20 protein-coding genes are annotated in these 18,423 nt (G+C 37.5%); 12 read left to right on the forward strand and 8 right to left on the reverse strand.

Annotation, left to right across the window (positions count from 1 at the left end; translation table 11 throughout):
* The first annotated feature begins 178 nt into the window (after positions 1-178).
* The 4 genes from ACFCYJ_RS16900 to ACFCYJ_RS16915 all read left to right on the forward strand — a co-directional run bounded on the left by ACFCYJ_RS16900 (position 179) and on the right by ACFCYJ_RS16915 (position 3,887).
* Positions 179-892, forward strand: a complete 714-nt coding sequence (locus ACFCYJ_RS16900) for an alpha/beta hydrolase (RefSeq protein ID WP_376075197.1) — start codon at positions 179-181, stop codon at positions 890-892.
* Positions 893-1,238: 346 nt separating this feature from the next.
* On the forward strand, positions 1,239-1,439 hold the full coding sequence (locus tag ACFCYJ_RS16905; RefSeq protein ID WP_376075198.1) for a hypothetical protein: 201 nt from the start codon (positions 1,239-1,241) through the stop codon (positions 1,437-1,439).
* Positions 1,440-1,947: 508 nt separating this feature from the next.
* On the forward strand, positions 1,948-3,306 hold the full coding sequence (locus ACFCYJ_RS16910; RefSeq protein WP_376075200.1) for a lytic polysaccharide monooxygenase: 1,359 nt from the start codon (positions 1,948-1,950) through the stop codon (positions 3,304-3,306).
* 293 nt (positions 3,307-3,599) lie between these two features.
* Positions 3,600-3,887, forward strand: a complete 288-nt coding sequence (locus tag ACFCYJ_RS16915; RefSeq protein ID WP_049667586.1) for a hypothetical protein — start codon at positions 3,600-3,602, stop codon at positions 3,885-3,887.
* 103 nt (positions 3,888-3,990) lie between these two features.
* Here the strand turns inward: ACFCYJ_RS16915 and ACFCYJ_RS16920 are convergent, their stop codons facing one another.
* Genes ACFCYJ_RS16920 through fdhF form a run of 3 tightly spaced genes read right to left on the reverse strand, consistent with a single transcriptional unit; the run spans position 3,991 to position 8,464 of the window.
* Positions 3,991-5,037: an Mrp/NBP35 family ATP-binding protein gene (locus ACFCYJ_RS16920; RefSeq protein WP_376075202.1), complete on the reverse strand. Its 1,047-nt coding sequence runs from the start codon at positions 5,035-5,037 to the stop codon at positions 3,991-3,993.
* A gap of 12 nt (positions 5,038-5,049) precedes the next feature.
* On the reverse strand, positions 5,050-5,526 hold the full coding sequence (locus ACFCYJ_RS16925) for a helical membrane plugin domain-containing protein (RefSeq protein WP_376075204.1): 477 nt from the start codon (positions 5,524-5,526) through the stop codon (positions 5,050-5,052).
* Positions 5,527-5,530: 4 nt separating this feature from the next.
* Positions 5,531-8,464, reverse strand: coding sequence for a formate dehydrogenase subunit alpha (fdhF, locus tag ACFCYJ_RS16930; protein ID WP_376075206.1), 2,934 nt, complete (start codon positions 8,462-8,464; stop codon positions 5,531-5,533).
* A 618-nt stretch (positions 8,465-9,082) separates the two neighbouring features.
* Between fdhF and ACFCYJ_RS16935 the strand changes: the two genes are divergently transcribed.
* Genes ACFCYJ_RS16935 through moaA form a run of 3 tightly spaced genes read left to right on the forward strand, consistent with a single transcriptional unit; the run spans position 9,083 to position 11,276 of the window.
* Positions 9,083-9,430 (forward strand): Na-translocating system protein MpsC family protein, encoded by a 348-nt coding sequence (locus ACFCYJ_RS16935; protein ID WP_376075208.1) that lies wholly within the window; start codon positions 9,083-9,085, stop codon positions 9,428-9,430.
* Positions 9,431-9,442: 12 nt separating this feature from the next.
* Entirely contained in the window at positions 9,443-10,258 is an 816-nt protein-coding gene (gene fdhD, locus ACFCYJ_RS16940) for a formate dehydrogenase accessory sulfurtransferase FdhD (protein WP_376075210.1), read from the forward strand.
* 1 nt (position 10,259) lies between these two features.
* Positions 10,260-11,276, forward strand: a complete 1,017-nt coding sequence (moaA, locus tag ACFCYJ_RS16945; protein WP_376075233.1) for a GTP 3',8-cyclase MoaA — start codon at positions 10,260-10,262, stop codon at positions 11,274-11,276.
* 77 nt (positions 11,277-11,353) lie between these two features.
* On the opposite strand, the gene moaC is transcribed toward moaA, so the two are convergent.
* From moaC to ACFCYJ_RS16960, 3 genes are read right to left on the reverse strand one after another with little or no spacing between them, the layout of a single operon-like run.
* Positions 11,354-11,836, reverse strand: a complete 483-nt coding sequence (moaC, locus tag ACFCYJ_RS16950) for a cyclic pyranopterin monophosphate synthase MoaC (protein ID WP_376075212.1) — start codon at positions 11,834-11,836, stop codon at positions 11,354-11,356.
* Entirely contained in the window at positions 11,829-12,422 is a 594-nt protein-coding gene (mobA, locus tag ACFCYJ_RS16955) for a molybdenum cofactor guanylyltransferase (protein WP_376075214.1), read from the reverse strand. Before mobA ends, moaC begins: the two co-directional genes overlap by 8 nt.
* Positions 12,419-12,913 carry a MogA/MoaB family molybdenum cofactor biosynthesis protein gene (locus tag ACFCYJ_RS16960; RefSeq protein WP_376075216.1) on the reverse strand — a complete coding sequence of 165 codons (495 nt, stop codon included), beginning with the start codon at positions 12,911-12,913 and terminating at the stop codon, positions 12,419-12,421. Before ACFCYJ_RS16960 ends, mobA begins: the two co-directional genes overlap by 4 nt.
* A 119-nt stretch (positions 12,914-13,032) precedes the next feature.
* Here ACFCYJ_RS16960 and ACFCYJ_RS16965 point away from each other — a divergent pair, with 119 nt between their 5' ends.
* From ACFCYJ_RS16965 to moaD, 5 genes are read left to right on the forward strand one after another with little or no spacing between them, the layout of a single operon-like run.
* Positions 13,033-14,049, forward strand: coding sequence for a thiazole biosynthesis adenylyltransferase ThiF (locus ACFCYJ_RS16965; protein WP_376075218.1), 1,017 nt, complete (start codon positions 13,033-13,035; stop codon positions 14,047-14,049).
* A gap of 14 nt (positions 14,050-14,063) precedes the next feature.
* Complete coding sequence (locus ACFCYJ_RS16970) at positions 14,064-15,356, forward strand: molybdopterin molybdotransferase MoeA (protein ID WP_376075220.1); 1,293 nt, start codon at positions 14,064-14,066, stop codon at positions 15,354-15,356.
* Positions 15,317-15,841 (forward strand): molybdopterin-guanine dinucleotide biosynthesis protein B, encoded by a 525-nt coding sequence (gene mobB / locus ACFCYJ_RS16975; RefSeq protein WP_376075222.1) that lies wholly within the window; start codon positions 15,317-15,319, stop codon positions 15,839-15,841. The genes ACFCYJ_RS16970 and mobB overlap by 40 nt, the downstream gene beginning before the upstream one ends.
* Positions 15,838-16,317, forward strand: coding sequence for a molybdenum cofactor biosynthesis protein MoaE (locus ACFCYJ_RS16980; RefSeq protein ID WP_376075224.1), 480 nt, complete (start codon positions 15,838-15,840; stop codon positions 16,315-16,317). Before mobB ends, ACFCYJ_RS16980 begins: the two co-directional genes overlap by 4 nt.
* Entirely contained in the window at positions 16,310-16,543 is a 234-nt protein-coding gene (gene moaD, locus ACFCYJ_RS16985; protein ID WP_376075225.1) for a molybdopterin converting factor subunit 1, read from the forward strand. The genes ACFCYJ_RS16980 and moaD overlap by 8 nt, the downstream gene beginning before the upstream one ends.
* Positions 16,544-16,636: 93 nt before the next feature.
* Here the strand turns inward: moaD and modB are convergent, their stop codons facing one another.
* Positions 16,637-17,293, reverse strand: coding sequence for a molybdate ABC transporter permease subunit (modB, locus tag ACFCYJ_RS16990; protein ID WP_376075227.1), 657 nt, complete (start codon positions 17,291-17,293; stop codon positions 16,637-16,639).
* Positions 17,294-17,296: 3 nt separating this feature from the next.
* Complete coding sequence (gene modA, locus ACFCYJ_RS16995) at positions 17,297-18,082, reverse strand: molybdate ABC transporter substrate-binding protein (protein WP_376075229.1); 786 nt, start codon at positions 18,080-18,082, stop codon at positions 17,297-17,299.
* Positions 18,083-18,423: the final 341 nt, after the last annotated feature.

Here is an 18,423-nt window from a genome sequence, read left to right on the forward strand (position 1 = left end):
ATTATATTGGGAAAAGAATCTTGTTCATGTTTCCTTATCCCTAATTTCCCTATCACGATTATAGATCTATGCCCAGCAGTTTTTTTTACGCCCCTTATTGGTCGCCTGGAACAATAGTGCCCTTGAATTTGATGAAAGACACCGTTTACCCTCATAGCGATGGCTTACCTTCGTACTTGTGCATGGTTCTTGGGCCGATGCCCACTTCTGGGATGGAGTAGCGGCAGAATTGCGCAGAAGTGGGCATGACGTTTATACACCTGAATACGCTGGTCACGGCGAAGATCCGAACAAAAATGTCACGCATGCGATGATTACGAAGTCCGTCGTTGATTTTATAACAAAATGGAATTTACGTAACTTTGTTCTCGTCGGACATAGTTTTGGAGGAACAGTTATTCAAAAGGTTGCAGAGCAGGTACCGGATCGCATAAAGCGACTTGTATTCTGGGACGCGTTCGTACTGAAAGACGGGGAATCCGTTGTTGACGAATTCTCGCCCCAAATGAGACAAGGGTTTGAACAGCTCAGAGCCAGCTCGAAGGACGATACGATTTTTATGCCGTTTTCCCTGTTTCGGGATTCGTTCGTCAATACGGCCACTTTGGAGGACGCTGAAAGGATGTATGAAAACGTTACTCCGGAACCGGCTAAGCCGCTTTTCGAGAAACTGGATCTTAAAACGTTCTACTCGCTACCTACGCCCAAAAGCTATGTCTATTTCTACCAAGACAACGCATTGCCACGAGGAGAGAATTACGGCCGGCATCCGAATATGTCCAGACGACTCGGGCAGTTCCGCCTGATTGTAGGCGACGGTGACCACTTTACTGACACCCGTACAAGGCCGGCTATGGTGGCACAGAAGTTTTACGAGGCAGGTCGCGACTGACTACTGTGAGTAGGATTAAGTTAATGCTTAGCTTTAATAAATCATAAAAAACTCCATGAGGATCAAAAAAATTAGAACCAACTGAAAAGTGCTTTAAATCCGTTGTTTTCAAGGATTTGAGGCACTTTCTTTTTTCATGTTGTTCATTCTTAATGTGGTCAGATTAATTTCTTTGAAAAATGTATTTTGTTGCACTTAGCCTCTATTGGGTTATTCACATGCGATTAATGATGTCACTAAACCATTTGTTAATATCATTCTCCATCCGTGATGTTTCTTTTGTAAATTAGAATAATTTATCTGAAAAAAGGAAATAAATATGTGAAAAATGTTGGAGTTGATAGGTATGGAATTTGATAAAGAGAAAGAAGTTTACTGCTACAGCTGTCGTAAAAAAACTATATTTACACGTAAAGATATGCATCATAAAAATGGAGTAGATAGTCACTGCAGTGAATGTTCTGGTATTTGGTTTGAATGGCAAAATCGAGCTGTGGAGAGAGAAATGGAAAAATGGCTTGAATATAATAAAGGGCTCGCAAATTAGAATAAGGGTCTAGTATTCATTTTTAACTATTAGTAGATATTTCGTAATCATTGACACCAGGTGGCTTTAAAACAATTTCGAAGTTTTCCTCTGATCTCATTAATAATAGTTTTTATATATTTCAGATAGATAATAAAGAAGCAAAAGAGTTGGTATGGAATTGAAAGTACATCGAAAGTTATGATCCAGCAGTCTAATGTGAAAATAGCTCATGCCTAGGAAGCATGAGCTGTTTTTTTAGTCTTTATTTCTTTGTTGAAATCGTAAAAATGACAAATTTAACTTGAACACTTTATGAACGTTTTGTTGAAATTTATAGCACTTTTGAATGAAATATAACAAAATTATAAGATATTTATTACATTTAGCGCTATTTATCTATATAGTTTGAGGAAAAACATACTCACTTAATACACCTTTTATCATGTTTATTCATAGTTTGCTTATTAGTAAATTCGTAGCTATTATACCAATAGAAACACAATTTCAAAATAAGGAGACTAGTTATATGAACATTAAATTCACGAAATTAAGTAAGAGTAAAAAGGGGATAAGTGCTGCATTATTAGCAGCGGGAATCATGGGGATTGCAATGGCACCAAATGCATCTGCACATGGGTTTGTTGAAAAACCAGCTAGCCGTGCTGCCTTATGTAGCCAAAGTTATGGCGCGCTTAACTTGAGTTGTGGAAGGGTTATGTATGAGCCACAGAGCTTAGAGGCCAAAAAAGGATTTCCACAAGGTGGACCAGTTGATGGTAAAATTGCATCTGCAGGAGGTCAGTTTGATGGCATCCTAGATCAACAATCCGTAAATCGCTGGTTTAAGAATACGATTACAGGAGGACCAAATACCTTTAAATGGAAGTACACTCAGTCGCATTTAACAAGTAAATGGCACTATTATATTACGAAAAAGGGATGGGATCCTAATAAGCCATTAACCCGTGCTGATCTTGAGCCAATTGGAACTGTTGAACATAACGGTACTGAAGCATCAACTAATTTAACTCATACAATTAACGTACCAACTGATCGTAGTGGCTACCACGTTATTTTAGCTGTTTGGGATGTATCGAATACTGCAAATGCTTTCTATAATGTAATTGATGTTAATTTGGTGAATAATGTGGATGTAGATAAGGAAGCTCCATCTCAACCAAATGGATTACAAGCAACGAAAGTTACTTCTAACAGTGCTGAGCTAAAATGGAATCCTTCTACGGACAATGTGGGTGTAAAAGAATATCAAGTTTTCCGTGATGGTAAAGTAGTTGGAAATGTACCGGGAACTACATTCACAGATAAAAATTTAAAAGCGAATACAAAATATACATATACAGTAAAGGCAGTGGATGCAGCTGGAAATGTTTCTAAAGAAAGTGAGTCTATAGCTGTAGAGACAACGATTGCAGTTCCAGATACAGAAGCACCAACGCAACCAACTGCACTACACTCGATGGGCGTAACATCCTCAAGTGTAGACTTAATGTGGAGTGCATCAGAGGATAATGTAGCAGTTGATCACTATGTTGTATATCGAGGGACATCAGTAGGACAAATGACTGTAGTTGGAACATCGAAAACTACATCCTTTATGGACAAGAATCTTCAATCAAATACAACTTATAAGTATGCGGTCACTGCCGTTGATGCAGCTGGAAATGAATCTATTAAAAGTTCCATTTTCACTGTAACTACAAAAGAGCAAGGGTCGTCTTATGAGCAATGGAGCCCAATTAAAGCGTACACAAAAGGTGATAAAGTAGAGCACCAAGGTAAAAAATATGAAGCTGTTCAAAGCTATCAAGGGTATGGAGATCCGAATTGGATATTCGCATTGTCTTTATGGAAAGAAATTAAATAAAAAGAAGAGTCCTCATAAAAAGAAGCTGGGACAAAAAGAAAAATGTTAGACCGATATAATCGGTCTAACATTTTTTTGATTTTAGATGGGGAAATTCAATTTGATGAAGCGGAAAAGTTATTATCTCTTTTCGCTATTTTTCAAAATAAACGAGTTAAGTCCCAGCCTCTTTTCAAATTTAGTTATTGATTTTATCAATCCAAATGTCTAAGAAATGAGAGAAGCGAAAACTTACAAAAAGAGTTATAATTTAATAGGAAGAAACTCAAAATTATAGAGAGATGGATTTTAAAATGAATGAACAATTAGTAGATTGGATTACACGTTTTCAAAAGGAGAAAGATATAGAGGCTCTCGCAAACTTAAAAGACTATTGCTACTATATGATTGAACCTTTAATTGAGGAATTTACGGAGAAATACGGTGAAGATGCTGGGGAATTATTACGGTTAAAATGGGATAAGCGTTTTTATTTTATTTTTACGAAGTATCAATTAAATGTTGGGCTGCCTTTAGATTCTTTCGTTAAAAATACGTACCGTTTTTATTTTATGCAGGTTTTAAAGAAGGCAGGCTATTGAACTAAATAGTAGGGGAGTGTTTCAAATTTGAACATGGCTCCATGAAAAAACCCTTGTCTCGTATAAGAACGAGTCAAGGGTTTTCTTGCTTTAGCCTGCATTTTTATTGATGCATCAAATCTTCTGCAAGGTGGGTAAATACTTCACCAATAATAGAATCTTCGTCGTAAACGGAAGAACCTGTATTTTCCTCAGGTTGCGCAAATGGAACTTGAGCGATGATACTTGTTTGAAGCTCATCTGCCAATTTTTCGGCGCCACCTTGACCGAATAGATAGTTCTTTTCACCATTTGCATTTTCAAAGTAAGCCATGTTTTCAACAACACCAAGAATTGAGTGGTTCGTATGTTGAGCCATCAAACCTGCACGAGAAGCAACATGGGAAGCTGCAAGGTGCGGTGTTGTGACAATAATTTCTTGTGCCTGTGGAATCATTGCCGCCATATCAATGGCTACATCTCCTGTACCAGGTGGTAAATCTATGAGGAGATAATCTAGTTCATCCCAATGTGTATTGACAAGGAAATTACGAATCCATTTGTTGAGCATTGGACCACGCCACATGACAGGTTGGTTTTCGTTTGTGAAAAAGCCCATCGACATGATTTTTACACCGTGACTTATGACTGGAATAGCTGTTTGGTCAATCATTGTTGGCTTTTGATCAATCTTCATCATGGCAGGAATACTGAATCCATATATGTCGGCGTCTAAAATACCTACACGTTTGCCAAGTCGGGCAAGAGCTACTGCTAAGTTAATCGTCACGGTAGACTTACCGACGCCACCTTTACCACTAGTAACTGCGATAAATTTGACACCAGAATCGGGTAGAAGCATTTTAGGCATACCTTTATCTGTAACTTTTTCTGATTTTAAAGAAGCTGTTAAACTACGACGTTCGTCATCTGTCATAGAACCAAATGTAATGGAGACATTTGATGCGCCGATTGCTTTCAACGCTTCTTCAACATCTTGTTGGATTTTGGCTTTTAAAGGACATCCTTGAATAGTCAAGATAATATCAAGTGAGATATCCGTACCATTGACTTGAATATTGCGTACCATATTCAAGTCAACGATGCTTTTATGAAGCTCTGGGTCATCAATTTTCTGTAAAGTTTTTAAAATGTGCTCGTTCGTTAGCATATAACCATCCTCCTATTTTAGGCCTTTTCCTAGCCCTTTTAAGAAGTGAGCGCCAAAATTCACAGCACGATTAACATCAGGGTCGTTTAGCATTTTGAACAGCTTAAAGGCACTAACTTTTTCATCAGATTCAACGGCTTTGTTCGCTTCATCTAAGCCAGTATTTAAGCCTTCAATCAGCTTTGTTGTTGTTTCTGGGTTCAGTTCGGTTAATGCTCCCGCAACACCCATTAAGTTGTTGATGATATTCGTAACAGGCTTACGAGTTAATTGACCAAGTGCAATATGGGCAACATCCTCTTTTGCTTCAAGTAGTTTCGTAGCTGCTTCTAGTGCTCCAATATCATTTAGTTCTGCCATGATCGTAAAGACCTGGTTAACCATTTCTTCATTCTCAGAAAGAAGTTGCTTTAAATTGTCTAATTTTTCTTCCTTTAATTGTTCTTCTGTTTTTTGCGCTTTTTGAATTGTCGTAATTGGTGCTGCCATGAACTCACTCCCTTTCGTTAGTTGTTAAGTGAACGTAGCCAGGACGATTCCATTTGCGTTCTACCTCAACACCATTTTGTGGATGACGTTTTTTATAACGCGGGTTTGTTCTAGGAAGTGGCGATTTTCCTTTTTGTTTCAATACTTCTACGCGTACTTTTGTTTGTTTGTACGCTGGTGTGGATGTATTGATGTCTCCAGCTGGGCCCGTTAAGAAATTAATCGCTGAATCTTTGCTAACAGAGTTCATAGGTAAGAAAAGTTCATTTCCTTGTACGCGATCTGTTACTAGGGCATTTAATTTTAATGCGCCTTGAGGAGACACTAAACGAAGAAGAGCTCCATCTTCAATGCCACGTTCTTTTGCTAGTTCTGGTGATACTTCAACAAAAATTTCAGGTACTTTCGATTGAATACCTTTTGATTTATTTGTCATATTACCTTCATGGAAGTGTTCAAGCATACGACCGTTGTTAATATGGCAATCATATTGCGCTTCATATTCAACCGGTCTGATCCAATCATTTAAAGCAAAACGAGCTTTTTTGTCAGGGAAGTTAAAGCCATCCTCATATAGTAAAGGTGTGTCTTTACCATCATGGCTACCCCAACAGAAGCTACCCCAATTTTCTAATACATCATAGTTCGCTTGCGAGAAGAATGGAGCAAGACTAGCCATTTCAGCAAAGATTTCACTTGGGTGACTGTAATTCCAGTCAGCACCTAAGCGACGGGCAACTGTTTGTAGGATTTCCCAATCGGCTTTTGATTCACCAAGTGTTGGTAATACTTGATATAGTCGTTGCACACGACGCTCTGTATTCGTGAAAGTACCTTCTTTTTCAAGAGAAGGTGCTGCTGGTAAAATAACATCCGCATATTGTGCTGTACGTGAAAGGAAGCAATCTTGTACAACAAAGAAGTCTAATTGTGAAAGTACTTTATCTACATGGTTAGCATCGCAATCTACAAGTGCCATATCTTCCCCAACTAAATACATTGCTTTCATTTTACCTTCCATGATAGCATCTAACATTGCCATATTCGTACGACCTGGTTCAGGTTTGATTTTCACACCATATGCTTCTTCAAATTTCTTACGTGCTTCGTCGTCTATTACTTTTTGATTACCTGGTAATAGATTTGGTAGTGTACCCATATCACAAGCACCTTGAACATTGTTGTGACCACGAAGAGGGTAGGCACCTGCACCTGGACGACGATAGTTACCAGTAGCTAGAAGTAGGTTAGAAATTGCAGCTGATGTATATGAGCCACCTGTATTTTGTGTAACACCCATACCCCAAAGTACACATGTACCGTCAGCATCACGAATCATTTCAGCAACATTTATCAACGTTTCTTTTGAAATGCCCGTTTCTTTTTCTGCATATTCTAGTGTGTATGTTTCAAGTACATCTTTAAAATCATCAAAGAAGTGCACGTTCTCTTTAATGAAGGCTTCATCATGCCAACCTTGATCGATCATATATTTTGTAACGGCCATTAACCATACTTGGTCTGTTCCTTGTTTTGGGCGTATGAAAATATCAGAACGCTCAGCCATTTCATGTTTACGAATGTCGGAAACAATTAATTTTTGACCGTGTAACTTATGGGCACGTTTTACACGAGTAGCTAAAACAGGGTGACCTTCTGCAGGGTTTGCCCCAACAATAATAACAAGGCCAGCTTTTGCGATATCTTTGATCGTTCCAGCGTCGCCACCTATACCAACTGTGCGTAGTAGGCCATCTGTAGCTGGAGATTGACAATAGCGTGAGCAGTTATCAACGTCGTTTGTTTCGAATAATTGACGTGCCATTTTTTGAATTAAGTAGTTTTCTTCGTTTGTAATTTTTGAAGAAGAAATAAAGCCGACAGAACCAGAACCGTGTTCTTTTTGAATGCCACCTAGTTTAGTAGCAATTAAGTCAAGCGCTTCATCCCATGAAGATTCAACAAATGCATCATTTTTACGAATTAATGGTTTTGTAATTCGTTCTTCAGAGTTGATGAAGTCCCAACCGAATTTTCCTTTTACACAAGTAGAAATAGCATTTACAGGACCGTCAGAAGGTTGCACTTTTAAAATTTTGCGGTCTTTTGTCCACACTTCGAACGAACAACCTACTCCACAGAAAGTACAAACTGTTTTTGTCTTTTTAGTACGTTTACTACGCATAGCAGCTTCGACTTCAGAAACAGCGAAGATACCGCTATAACCAGGTTCAACTTCCTTAATTAAATTAATCATCGGATCTAATGTTTCTTGTTTAAGCCCAGTCATAAAACCAGCTTCGCCAAGCATTGATTTTTCCATTAAGGCATTACATGGACAAACAGTAACACATTGTCCACAGCCTACACATGAAGAATCGTTAATGGCAACGCCTTCATCCCAAACTATTTTTGGTCTTTCGGCTTCCCAGTCAAGAGATAATGTTTCGTTAACTTGTAAGTTTTGACAAACCTCTACACATTGTCCACATGCGATACATTGGTTTGGATCATATCGATAAAACGGGTGTGACATGTCTACTTCGTGTGGTTCAACTTTTGGTTGATAAGGATATTTTTGATGTTCGATTTCCATTAATTCTGCTGTGTTGTGTAATGTACAATTTCCGTTGTTATTATCACAAACTGTACAATACAGCAGATGGTTTTCTAGTAGACGATCCATCGCTTCTGTTTGTGCAGCTTTCGCTTTATCAGAAGTAAGTTGGATATCCATGCCGTCTATAGCTTTTGTTGAACAAGAGCGAACTAATTGTCCATTCACTTCAACGATACATGTATCACAAGTTTTGATAGGATCAACAGATGGTACATGACAAATTTGTGGATGGGCGATGCCATTTTGATTAATGGTATCAAGTATTGTAGCTCCCTCTGCTACATCATACGGTTGGCCATTAATGTTAATTTTAGTCAAGGTGATTTCCTCCTTTTGTTCTTTAAGACTTCTTTTGCAACAGGTTAATACTGAGGATAAACCGGGAATAGAACTACGAGTTTTTTTATTTTGAATGTCTTGTTCATTTAAAAAATGGTCTTGTTATCATGTCATTTCCCGATTTATCAAATTTCTACACTAAGATAGATGAAGAAACATGTATTACGAGTTGTCAATGTTGATATTGCTGAAAAATAAAAAAATCCACCATGAAAAGGCACGTTTAAAACATGCTATTTATTCATGGTGGATAAAATTCTTAACAGGCCTTGCTAAAAATTCAATCTACTTTTATTTTTTATTCAATATAACTATAGAATATAAATATTAAAACCACCATGCCAATAGTTCAAACTTATTTGTATGAAACCATGACATAGGAATCAAAATACTTTCATTCCATATGTAATACCAATTATTATAGCCTTTTCAGCCAAAATGGACAATAATTATAGTAAAATTTATTGATTGAGAATAATTATCATTGGATATTTTCTCTTTAATTTTTATTTAAGTTGCTATATTATTAACAAACTATAAGGGTGACCCCCATAAAAATAGGATAAAAAGATTAATTACGTTGGGAGAATCGTTAAAATGTCAAAAAAAGTGCATGAGTTCAACGACATTATTCGAAAATTACGCAAAGATATATTTGGAAAAGGACCAGAGCGTATTCATACTGTTTTCGTCGAGAACATGGCTGTGTCAACTTTGTATGGTAATATCACACCGACAGAAAAATTTATTGCGAGTACACCTGAAGGGTTAAAGATGGTTCATGCTGCACGTACAAGAATGATTCAAGATTTGTATGCTAAATCACCACCAGAAGGCATGGAAGAACTGATGGGCTCTAAGTTACTCCATTTATTTTCAGATATCAAAATTGAAGAGGATTTTGCTATTTCTGTATTTGTTTTTGAAAATAATATTAGTGAATAAAGGGGATGCCATATGGAACGAGCAGTAACAAGAGACATCATTCGTGTTGAAGGTAATCAAAGCAAAGAAATAGAAGATACTGTTGTCACAGAATATGCTGTCACAGTGAAGATTAATGAGCAAGAATTTGTGACGATGGTTTGTACACCAGAGTATGTAGAAGATATGGTTATTGGCTATTTGGCTTCTGAACGAATTATTCGCAATTACGAAGATATTGAAGCCATTTGGCACCAAGAAAAAGAAGGGTTTGTGCATGTTAAAACAAAGCGTGTGAATCCTTACTTTCAACAAATTCAAAATAAACGTTATATTACCTCTTGCTGTGGCATGAGCCGCCAAGGGTTTGTTTTTGCTAATGATGCATTAGTAGCTAAAAAAATGGACGGTATTCATGTACGTATTACAACAGATGATTGTTTTCGTTTAATGCGAGATATGCAAGATTTGGCTGAAATATTCAAACAAACTGGTGGTGTTCATAATGCAGCGCTATGTGATACGAATGGAGTTTTATTAAGTCGAATGGATATTGGGCGCCATAATGCCTTAGATAAAATTTATGGATATTGCCTAAAAAACAACATTAGCATTCAGGACAAAATCATCGTATTTAGCGGAAGGATTTCATCGGAAATTCTACTTAAAGTATCGAAAATTGGCTGTGAAATTGTGCTGTCCAAATCAGCACCAACAGAATTAGCATTGCAATTGGCAGAGCAACTCGGTATTACGACGGTAGGTTTTATTCGCCAAAACACACTTAATATTTATACACATAAAGAACGTATTCACTTACCTACAAATAAAATGAAAGGAAGAGATTAACATTACTAATCTACGAGACCAACTACAAAGACCATTAAGAGATTTAAGGATATCAGTAACAGACCGTTGTAATTTTCGTTGTCAATATTGCATGCCTGCAGAAGTATTTGGTCCAGATTATGCTTTTTTACCGTCCGATAAAATATTGAGTTTTGAAGAAATCGAACGATTAGTAAAGATTTTCGTTTCATTAGGTGTGAAAAAAGTACGCATTACTGGTGGTGAGCCTTTACTACGTCGTGATCTGCCGACATTAATTGAACGTATACATTGCATAGATGGAGTAGAGGATATTGCTTTAACGACCAATGGCACATTGTTGAAAAAATATGCAAATGAATTGGCGAGGGCTGGTTTATCGCGAGTAGCTATTAGCTTAGATTCTCTAAATGAGGAACGTTTTTTTGAGATGAATGGCCATAGAGGAAAAGTGAAAGCGGTATTAGAAGGTATCGAAAAAGCGGCAGAAGCAGGTTTACAAGTTAAGATTAATATGGTTGTTCAAAAAGGAAAAAATGAGCAAGATATCGTTTCAATGGCAGAATATTTTAAAGAGAAACAGCATATTCTTCGCTTTATTGAATATATGGATGTTGGTAATTCGAATGGTTGGCGGCTTGATGAGGTTCTGTCGAAGAAAGAAATCGTTGACCAAGTCCATCAATTTTCTCCCTTGCATCCTGTCGACCCTAATTATAAAGGGGAAGTAGCTACACGTTATCAATATGAGGATGCCCAAGGTGAAATTGGCGTGATATCGTCTGTAACAGATTCTTTCTGCTCCACTTGTTCGCGTGCTCGTATTTCGGCAGAAGGAACATTATATACGTGTTTATTTGCAACAGAGGGAACGAGTTTGCGAGAATTGTTAAGGTCTGGGGAAGATGATGAAACGATCACCCAATGCATTTCGAACGTCTGGGAAAATAGAAAAGATCGCTATTCCGATGAACGAAATGAACAGACAATGGAAAAGCGGAAAAACTCAAAAATTGAAATGTCACACATCGGTGGTTAGACGAAATAGAGTGGTATTAGTGATTTATGGTAAAAAAACAGAAAAAAAACGGCAAAATAATGCCGGATTTTTTCTGTTTATTTATGCACAAAGTTGCCACTTTTTCCGCCTGTTTTTTGAACAAGGTATGTTTCTTTAATCACCATAGACTTGTCGACGGCTTTACACATATCATAAAAAGTCAGTGCAGCAATGGATACAGCAGTTAGTGCTTCCATTTCGACACCTGTTTTACCGCTACATTTCACTGTAGCTTGAATGTGTAGTTCGTAACCAACCTCTGTTTTTGTATAGTCAAATTGAAGATCTGTTCCTTGTAACATAATCGGATGGCACATTGGGATAATATCAGCCGTTTTTTTAGCACCTATAATCCCAGCAATTTGTGCCACTTGCGTTGGGTCGCCTTTTTTAATGCCTCCTTGTTGGATGGCTTGATAGACTTCATCGGATAACGTGATTGTACTGCGAGCGATAGCTGTACGGTTTGTGATTGTTTTTTCTGAAATGTCGACCATTTTAGGACGACCTTCTTCATTCCAGTGTGTAAAATTACTCATTATTATTAGATTTCCTTTCAAATGTTTGTAGCCAATCTTGTTGTGAATTGATATTGATAAATGTTGAGCTATCTTCTTCAAAGGGAACATAACATACTTGAAGTTGCTCTAACAAGACTTTCATACTTCGTTTGTTTTGTTGGACTAATTGCTGTGCTTTTGGTAAAGCACAGCGTCGATATAAAGCAGCAAGTGGTTGTAATCTTGAAGCTTGTTTAGGAACAATAGCCTCATAACGATCATCGATAAATGTTAGCATAGTTTGGACAAATTCTGCATTAATAAAAGGCATATCACTTGCTATTACGAAAAACCACTCTACTTCCGGAAAATTTGTCATGATATTATGCAAGGCAAACAGAGGTCCTTGATGAGGCTGTTTTTCAATGATCCATTGGACATCTTCTTCTACAAACTTCGATTGCAAGCTAGCATTCGTAGCAATAATGAGAGGATGTAGTTGATTTTTTTGTAAGGCTATGAGACTTTGCTTATATAAAGGCAGACCAGCAAATAATTCAAACATTTTCGGTTGACCATACCGAGAAGATTGACCGCCAGCTAAGACAACACCAGCTATTTTCATATGCGATTCAACTCACCGACAAAATGTTGCACAGTAGGAATAATCAGTTTTGTCATGGCAAGAGTCACGGCATTCGTGGAACCTGGTAGCACATAGATAGCCGTTTTATTGCGACTACCTGCTGTTGCACGACTAAACATGGATTTTGGGCCGATTTCTTCATAGCTAAGTGTTCGAAATAATTCACCAAATCCCATCATTTCTTTTTCGAAAAGTGGGAGAATCGTGTCGTAAGTTTGGTCTCTCGGTGTAAACCCTGTTCCTCCTGTTACGATAATGGTATTAATGGTAGGATCATCGCACCATTTTTGTACATGGTTTGAGATTTCAAGTGGTTCATCTTTTGACATTTGATAGTCTATTAATTCAAATGAAGCTTCTTGAAGTAATGATTGAATACGCTGACCACCATGATCATCCGCCTTCGTGCGTGTGTCACTCACTGTTAAAATGGCAGCTCGTATAGGAAGTTGACTATGTGTGGGATGCAAGGTAAAAGGCCTCCTTTTATAGAGTTGATATTGTTTTTGCTGAAAAACATTGCTTTTATTATAAAGCTATAAATGAAAAGGTCAAACTAAAATTCATAGAAAGAAAGGCAAAAACGTTTATGCATAATAGATATTCTAGACAACAATTATTCAGCCCAATCGGAGAAAACGGGCAGCTACTACTAAAACAAAAGCATGTCCTGATGATAGGGGTTGGTGCTTTAGGCAGTGCTAGCGCAGAGGCTCTAGTAAGGGCAGGTATCGGAAAGTTGACGATTATTGATCGTGATTATGTAGAGTGGAGTAATTTACAAAGACAACAACTTTATACGGAACAAGATGCGCAAGAAAAAGTCCCTAAAGTAATCGCTGCAAAAAAACGACTACAAAGCATTAATTCTGAGGTAGAAATCAACGAATATATTGTTGATGCGTGTACAGAGCAATTAATTTCACTGCTTGAAGATGTCGATATGATGGTGGATGCGACGGATAACTTTGATATTCGCTTTATGATGAACGATCTTGCACAAAAATATCAAATTCCATGGGTTTATGGTTCTTGTATTGGCAGTTATGGCGCTACTTATACGATTGTGCCAGGTAAAACACCTTGTTTACATTGTTTGTTAGCAGCGATGCCTAATACAGGGATGACATGCGATACAGTAGGAATTCTAAGTCCAACTGTTCAAATCGTAGCAGCTTATCAAGTAGCTGAAGTATTAAAGTTTTTAGTTGGCAATGAAGAGGCATTACGTAAAAGTTATTTAACTTTTGATGTTTGGCAAAATCAACACTATGAAATAAACGTAGAAAAAATTCGAAATCATGATTGCCCATCCTGTGGCAAAAATCCGACCTATCCATACTTGTCATATGAAAATCAAACAAAATTAAATGTATTATGTGGTCGGGATGCTATTCAAATACGTCCACCTAAACCAATTCACTATAATTTGGATCAGCTCGCTGTCCAACTTCGTCCTTATGGTGATATTCAACAAAATCCCTATTTATTATCTTGCCAAGCAGAAGATTATCGACTAGTGATTTTCCAAGATGGACGAGTTGTCATTCACGGCGTAAAAGATATACAAAAAGCTAAAACCATTTATTATCGTTTATTCGGATAAAGGAGTGTTTTAAAATGTTAGAAAAAAGAAAACCAATTGCTGTTGCGGAAGCGGTTCAACGGGTCATGGAGTTTGCATTCCAAGAAAAAGTAGAGGTCGTTTCACTACAGCAAGCACATGGACGATTTTTAGCAGAAGATGTTGCTGCGGACCAAGATGTACCAGCATTTGATCGTTCACCTTATGATGGTTATGCTATTCGCTCGGTCGATAGTCAAGAAGCCTGTTCTGAAAATCCAGTAACCTTTAAAGTAGTGGGGGAAATTGGCGCGGGTTTTGTATTTGAAGGAGAAGTAGGTGATCGAGAAGCGGTGCGTATTATGACAGGAGCTCCTATCCCACACGGATGTGATGCAGTCGTTATGCTAGAATTAACGCAAAGCTTTGAAGAAGACGATCAACGTTATATGTCAATTAAACGCTCTTATGAAGCGGGAACAAATATTTCCTATAAGGGTGAGGACGTTCAAAAAGGCGCAATTCTTATTGAAAAAGGACAATACATCAATCCAGGCGTTGTCGCATTACTTGCTACTTTTGGTTATGATCAAGTACCTGTTTTTCGAAAACCAATCGTTGGCGTAATTGCAACAGGAAGTGAATTACTAGAACCGAGTGATGCTTTGCAGCCAGGGAAAATTCGTAATAGCAATGCCTATATGATAATGGCTCAAATTGAACGTGCTGGGGCAACCGTCAAATATTTTGGTAAATTTAGCGATGATTTAAATTTATGTATTCAAGCTGTCGAAAAAGCTCTTCAGGAAGTAGACATATTGATTACAACAGGAGGAGTATCTGTAGGTGATTACGATTATTTACCTGCCATTTATGAAGCCATTGACGCACAAGTACTTTTTAACAAGGTAGCAATGCGACCAGGTAGTGTAACGACTGTTGCGGCTCGAAATGGTCAATTATTATTTGGACTTTCAGGTAATCCGTCAGCTTGCTATGTTGGTTTTGAATTATTTACACGACCTATTATAAGAACGGCGTTTGGTAATAAGCAACCTCATCTACGTAGAGAGCAGGCTGTTTTAAATGCGGACTTTAAAAAACCGAATCCGTTTACTCGTTTTGTGCGTGCGAATGCTTCTTACGAAAACGGTCAATTAGTTGCAGTTCCTTCTGGGTTCGATAAATCTAGTGCCGTTTCATCCTTAGCGGAGGCCAATTCTTTTATTGTATTACCAGGTGGATCACGTGGTTACGAAAAAGGCATGCAAGTTGTTGTCTTATTGCTAGAAGATTTGCTGGGAAGTGAGTGGCCATGGGACATTATCGAAAAATCTTACAAATCGTAGGCTATCAAAATAGTGGCAAGACAACGTTAATGGAACAACTCATTACACAAGCCACCACAGAAGGTTTTCGTGTAGGAACAATCAAGCATCATGGACATGGTGGTATCCCTATGATAGAAAGTTCAAAAGATAGTGTTCGCCATGAGAAGGCTGGCGCAAGTGTAACAGCAGTTGAGGGAGAAGGTACTTTGCGCATGAGTATTCACCAAAGTAACTGGCAGCTTGCTGATATACTAGCTATTTATGAAACATTTAATATGGATATCATTCTCATTGAAGGCTATAAAAATGAAGATTATCCGAAGGTTGTTCTTTTACGCAAGGCGGAAGATGAATCTTTACTACAAAAAGTAAGCAATATCGTCTGTGTTCTTTATTGGCCCACATATCCACTAAATAAACCGTTAAATTATCCAACTTTTTCAATTCAAGAAAAAGCACAATATATGGAAGTTCTTATGCAGGAAATGAGGAGAGATTCATGACTACAACGTTGTTTGAAATCATTGATAAACCAATTGATGTTGAAGAAGTTAGACAAAAAGTAACAGATCGAAATGCTGGTGCAATCACTGTTTTCATCGGAACAGTGCGTGAAATGACCAAAGGAAAGAAAACACTACATTTGGAATATCAAGCTTATCCAGCTATGGCTATTAAAATGTTTGAACAAATATCTGAAGAAATACAAGAACAATGGTCAGAAGCAAAAGTAGCCATTACACATCGTGTTGGCCATTTAGAAATTTCGGATATTGCCGTAGTAATTGCGGTTTCATCACCACATCGTAAAATAGCTTATGAAGCAAATGAATATGCTATTGATCGTATTAAACAAATTGTGCCTATTTGGAAAAAAGAGTATTGGGAAGATGGGACCGAATGGATTGGTGATCAATTAGAAAATGTCCCTTATCCAAAAGGAAATCCATCAATAAGTGAGGAGGAATCTTGTGATTAACATATTACTATTTGCTCACTTACAAGAAAGTATCGGTGAGTCAAAATTATGTGTAGACCTGTCAGACCGAACAATTGGTCAAATTAAAGAATGGATGGAAATACAATATCCACAAGTTCATTTACAACATGTCATGACAGCAGTAAATGAGGAATTTGCAACAGATGCAACGGTTGTAAAAAAAGGGGATACAGTCGCCTTTATTCCACCTATTAGTGGAGGGTAAAAAGAAAAGATGTAGTTGGTACAGTTTAGTGAACCGACTACATCTTTTATTCTATTTATCCTGAAAAGGCTCGTCAGTAATTAAAGTTTTACTTTATGCCTTTATGAGATGAACGCTCAGAAGCATAAGGAAGGAAATACCTATCATACAAATCACCCACGACCAAGCGAGTGACATGTTACCTGAACCAATCGCCATGTAAATAGCAAGTGGCGTCGTTTGCGTTTTGCCTGGGAGGTTTCCAGCAAACATTAAGGTTGCACCGAACTCACCTAAAGCTCGTGTGAAACTTAAAATTCCACCTGAAACAATTGACTTTAATGCAAGAGGGATAGAAATAAAGAAAAAGACTTGCCATTCATTAGCACCATCAACACGTGCAGCGTTCTCAATGTCCTCATCAACAGATTCAAAGCCGGTTTTTGCAGATTGATACATTAAAGGAAATGCAACAACAGTAGAGGCTATGACAGCTGCCCACCATGTGAACATAACGGGTTGGTTAAAAAGCCATGTAATCAAGTTACCTAGCACGCTGTTTTTGCCAAAAATAATAATTAGAAGAAATCCTACTACAGTAGGAGGCAATACTAATGGTAAAAGTAACACCGTTTCTAGAAATAATTTTCCTTTGAAATTGCGTTTAGCCATCCATTTACCAAATAGAGTACCTGCTACTATGACAATTATTCCTGACACAAGGGCTATCTCGATAGAAAGTTTAAGAGGTGACCAGAAATCCGTACTCATTTATTAATGAGTTCCTTGAAAGCCGTATTTTTTAAATACTTTCATCGCTTGATCACTTTGTAAATAGTGATAAAACTCTTCCGCTTCTTTTGCATGCTTACTATCTTTGATAACACCTACAGGATAAATAATAGGTGTATGTGTATCTTCTTTGGCTGTAGCAACGACATCGACTTTTTCTGATACAAGAGCATCTGTTTTATAAACCAGACCTGCATCAACATTTTCAGTTTCTGTATAAGTTAGAACTTGTCGTACGTCTTTTGTATACACTACTTTTGATTCTACATGTTCCCAAAGGTTCATATTTTTCAATGTTTCTATACCGTACTTGCCAGCAGGAACTGTTTCAGGTGTACCAACGGCAATCTTATCAACCTTCGTTAAGTCTTCAAATGAGTGAATCTGTTTTTCATTTTTCTTAGGAACGATTAATACTAATTCGTTCGCTAAAAGATCTGTTCCTTGCTTTTTATCGATTAAATCTTCTTGAACTAGCTCATCAAACTTATCCTCTGCTGCTGAAAAGAAAAGATCAACAGGAGCACCTTCTAAAATTTGTTGTTGTAAAGCACCAGAGCCACCAAAGTTAAATGTGATTTTAATAGTATCGTGTTCATTTTCATAGTTTTTTTGAAGTTCTTCTAATGATTCTTGTAAACTAGCTGCTGCGGAAATCGTTAATTCAACTGGTTGGTTTGTTTTGTTGTTGCTTCCTTGGCTACCACAACCTGCTAAAATGCCGACCAGTAGTAACAATGAAGCTATTAAACTATAATACTTTTTCACTTTGATTATACTCCTTTTATAACTCGTTATAACAAGACATAACTAATTATAATTAGTTATGTCTAAAAAAGAAATACCAAATGGCTAGAAACTTTCAAGATGTTAAAAATATGGTTCATCACCAAAAGTTGTGGGTGACTTTTGTTAACCGTATACTATGTAAATAAGTTGATTGGAGTGGAGGCTGGGCGACTCCTTGGGGATTAGTGTCTCAGCGGACGCCCCCAGGAAGCTTTGCTCTGCGCAAAAGCGAAGCGACAGCAACAAATGTTTTATCTGTGCGAAAGCGAAGCGGCAGCAACAATTGTTTTATCTGTGCGAAAGCGAAGCGGCAGCAACAA

Origin of the sequence: Lysinibacillus sp. NPDC056232 (genome assembly GCF_042267565.1) — a bacterium.
Lineage (GTDB): Bacteria > Bacillota > Bacilli > Bacillales_A > Planococcaceae > Lysinibacillus.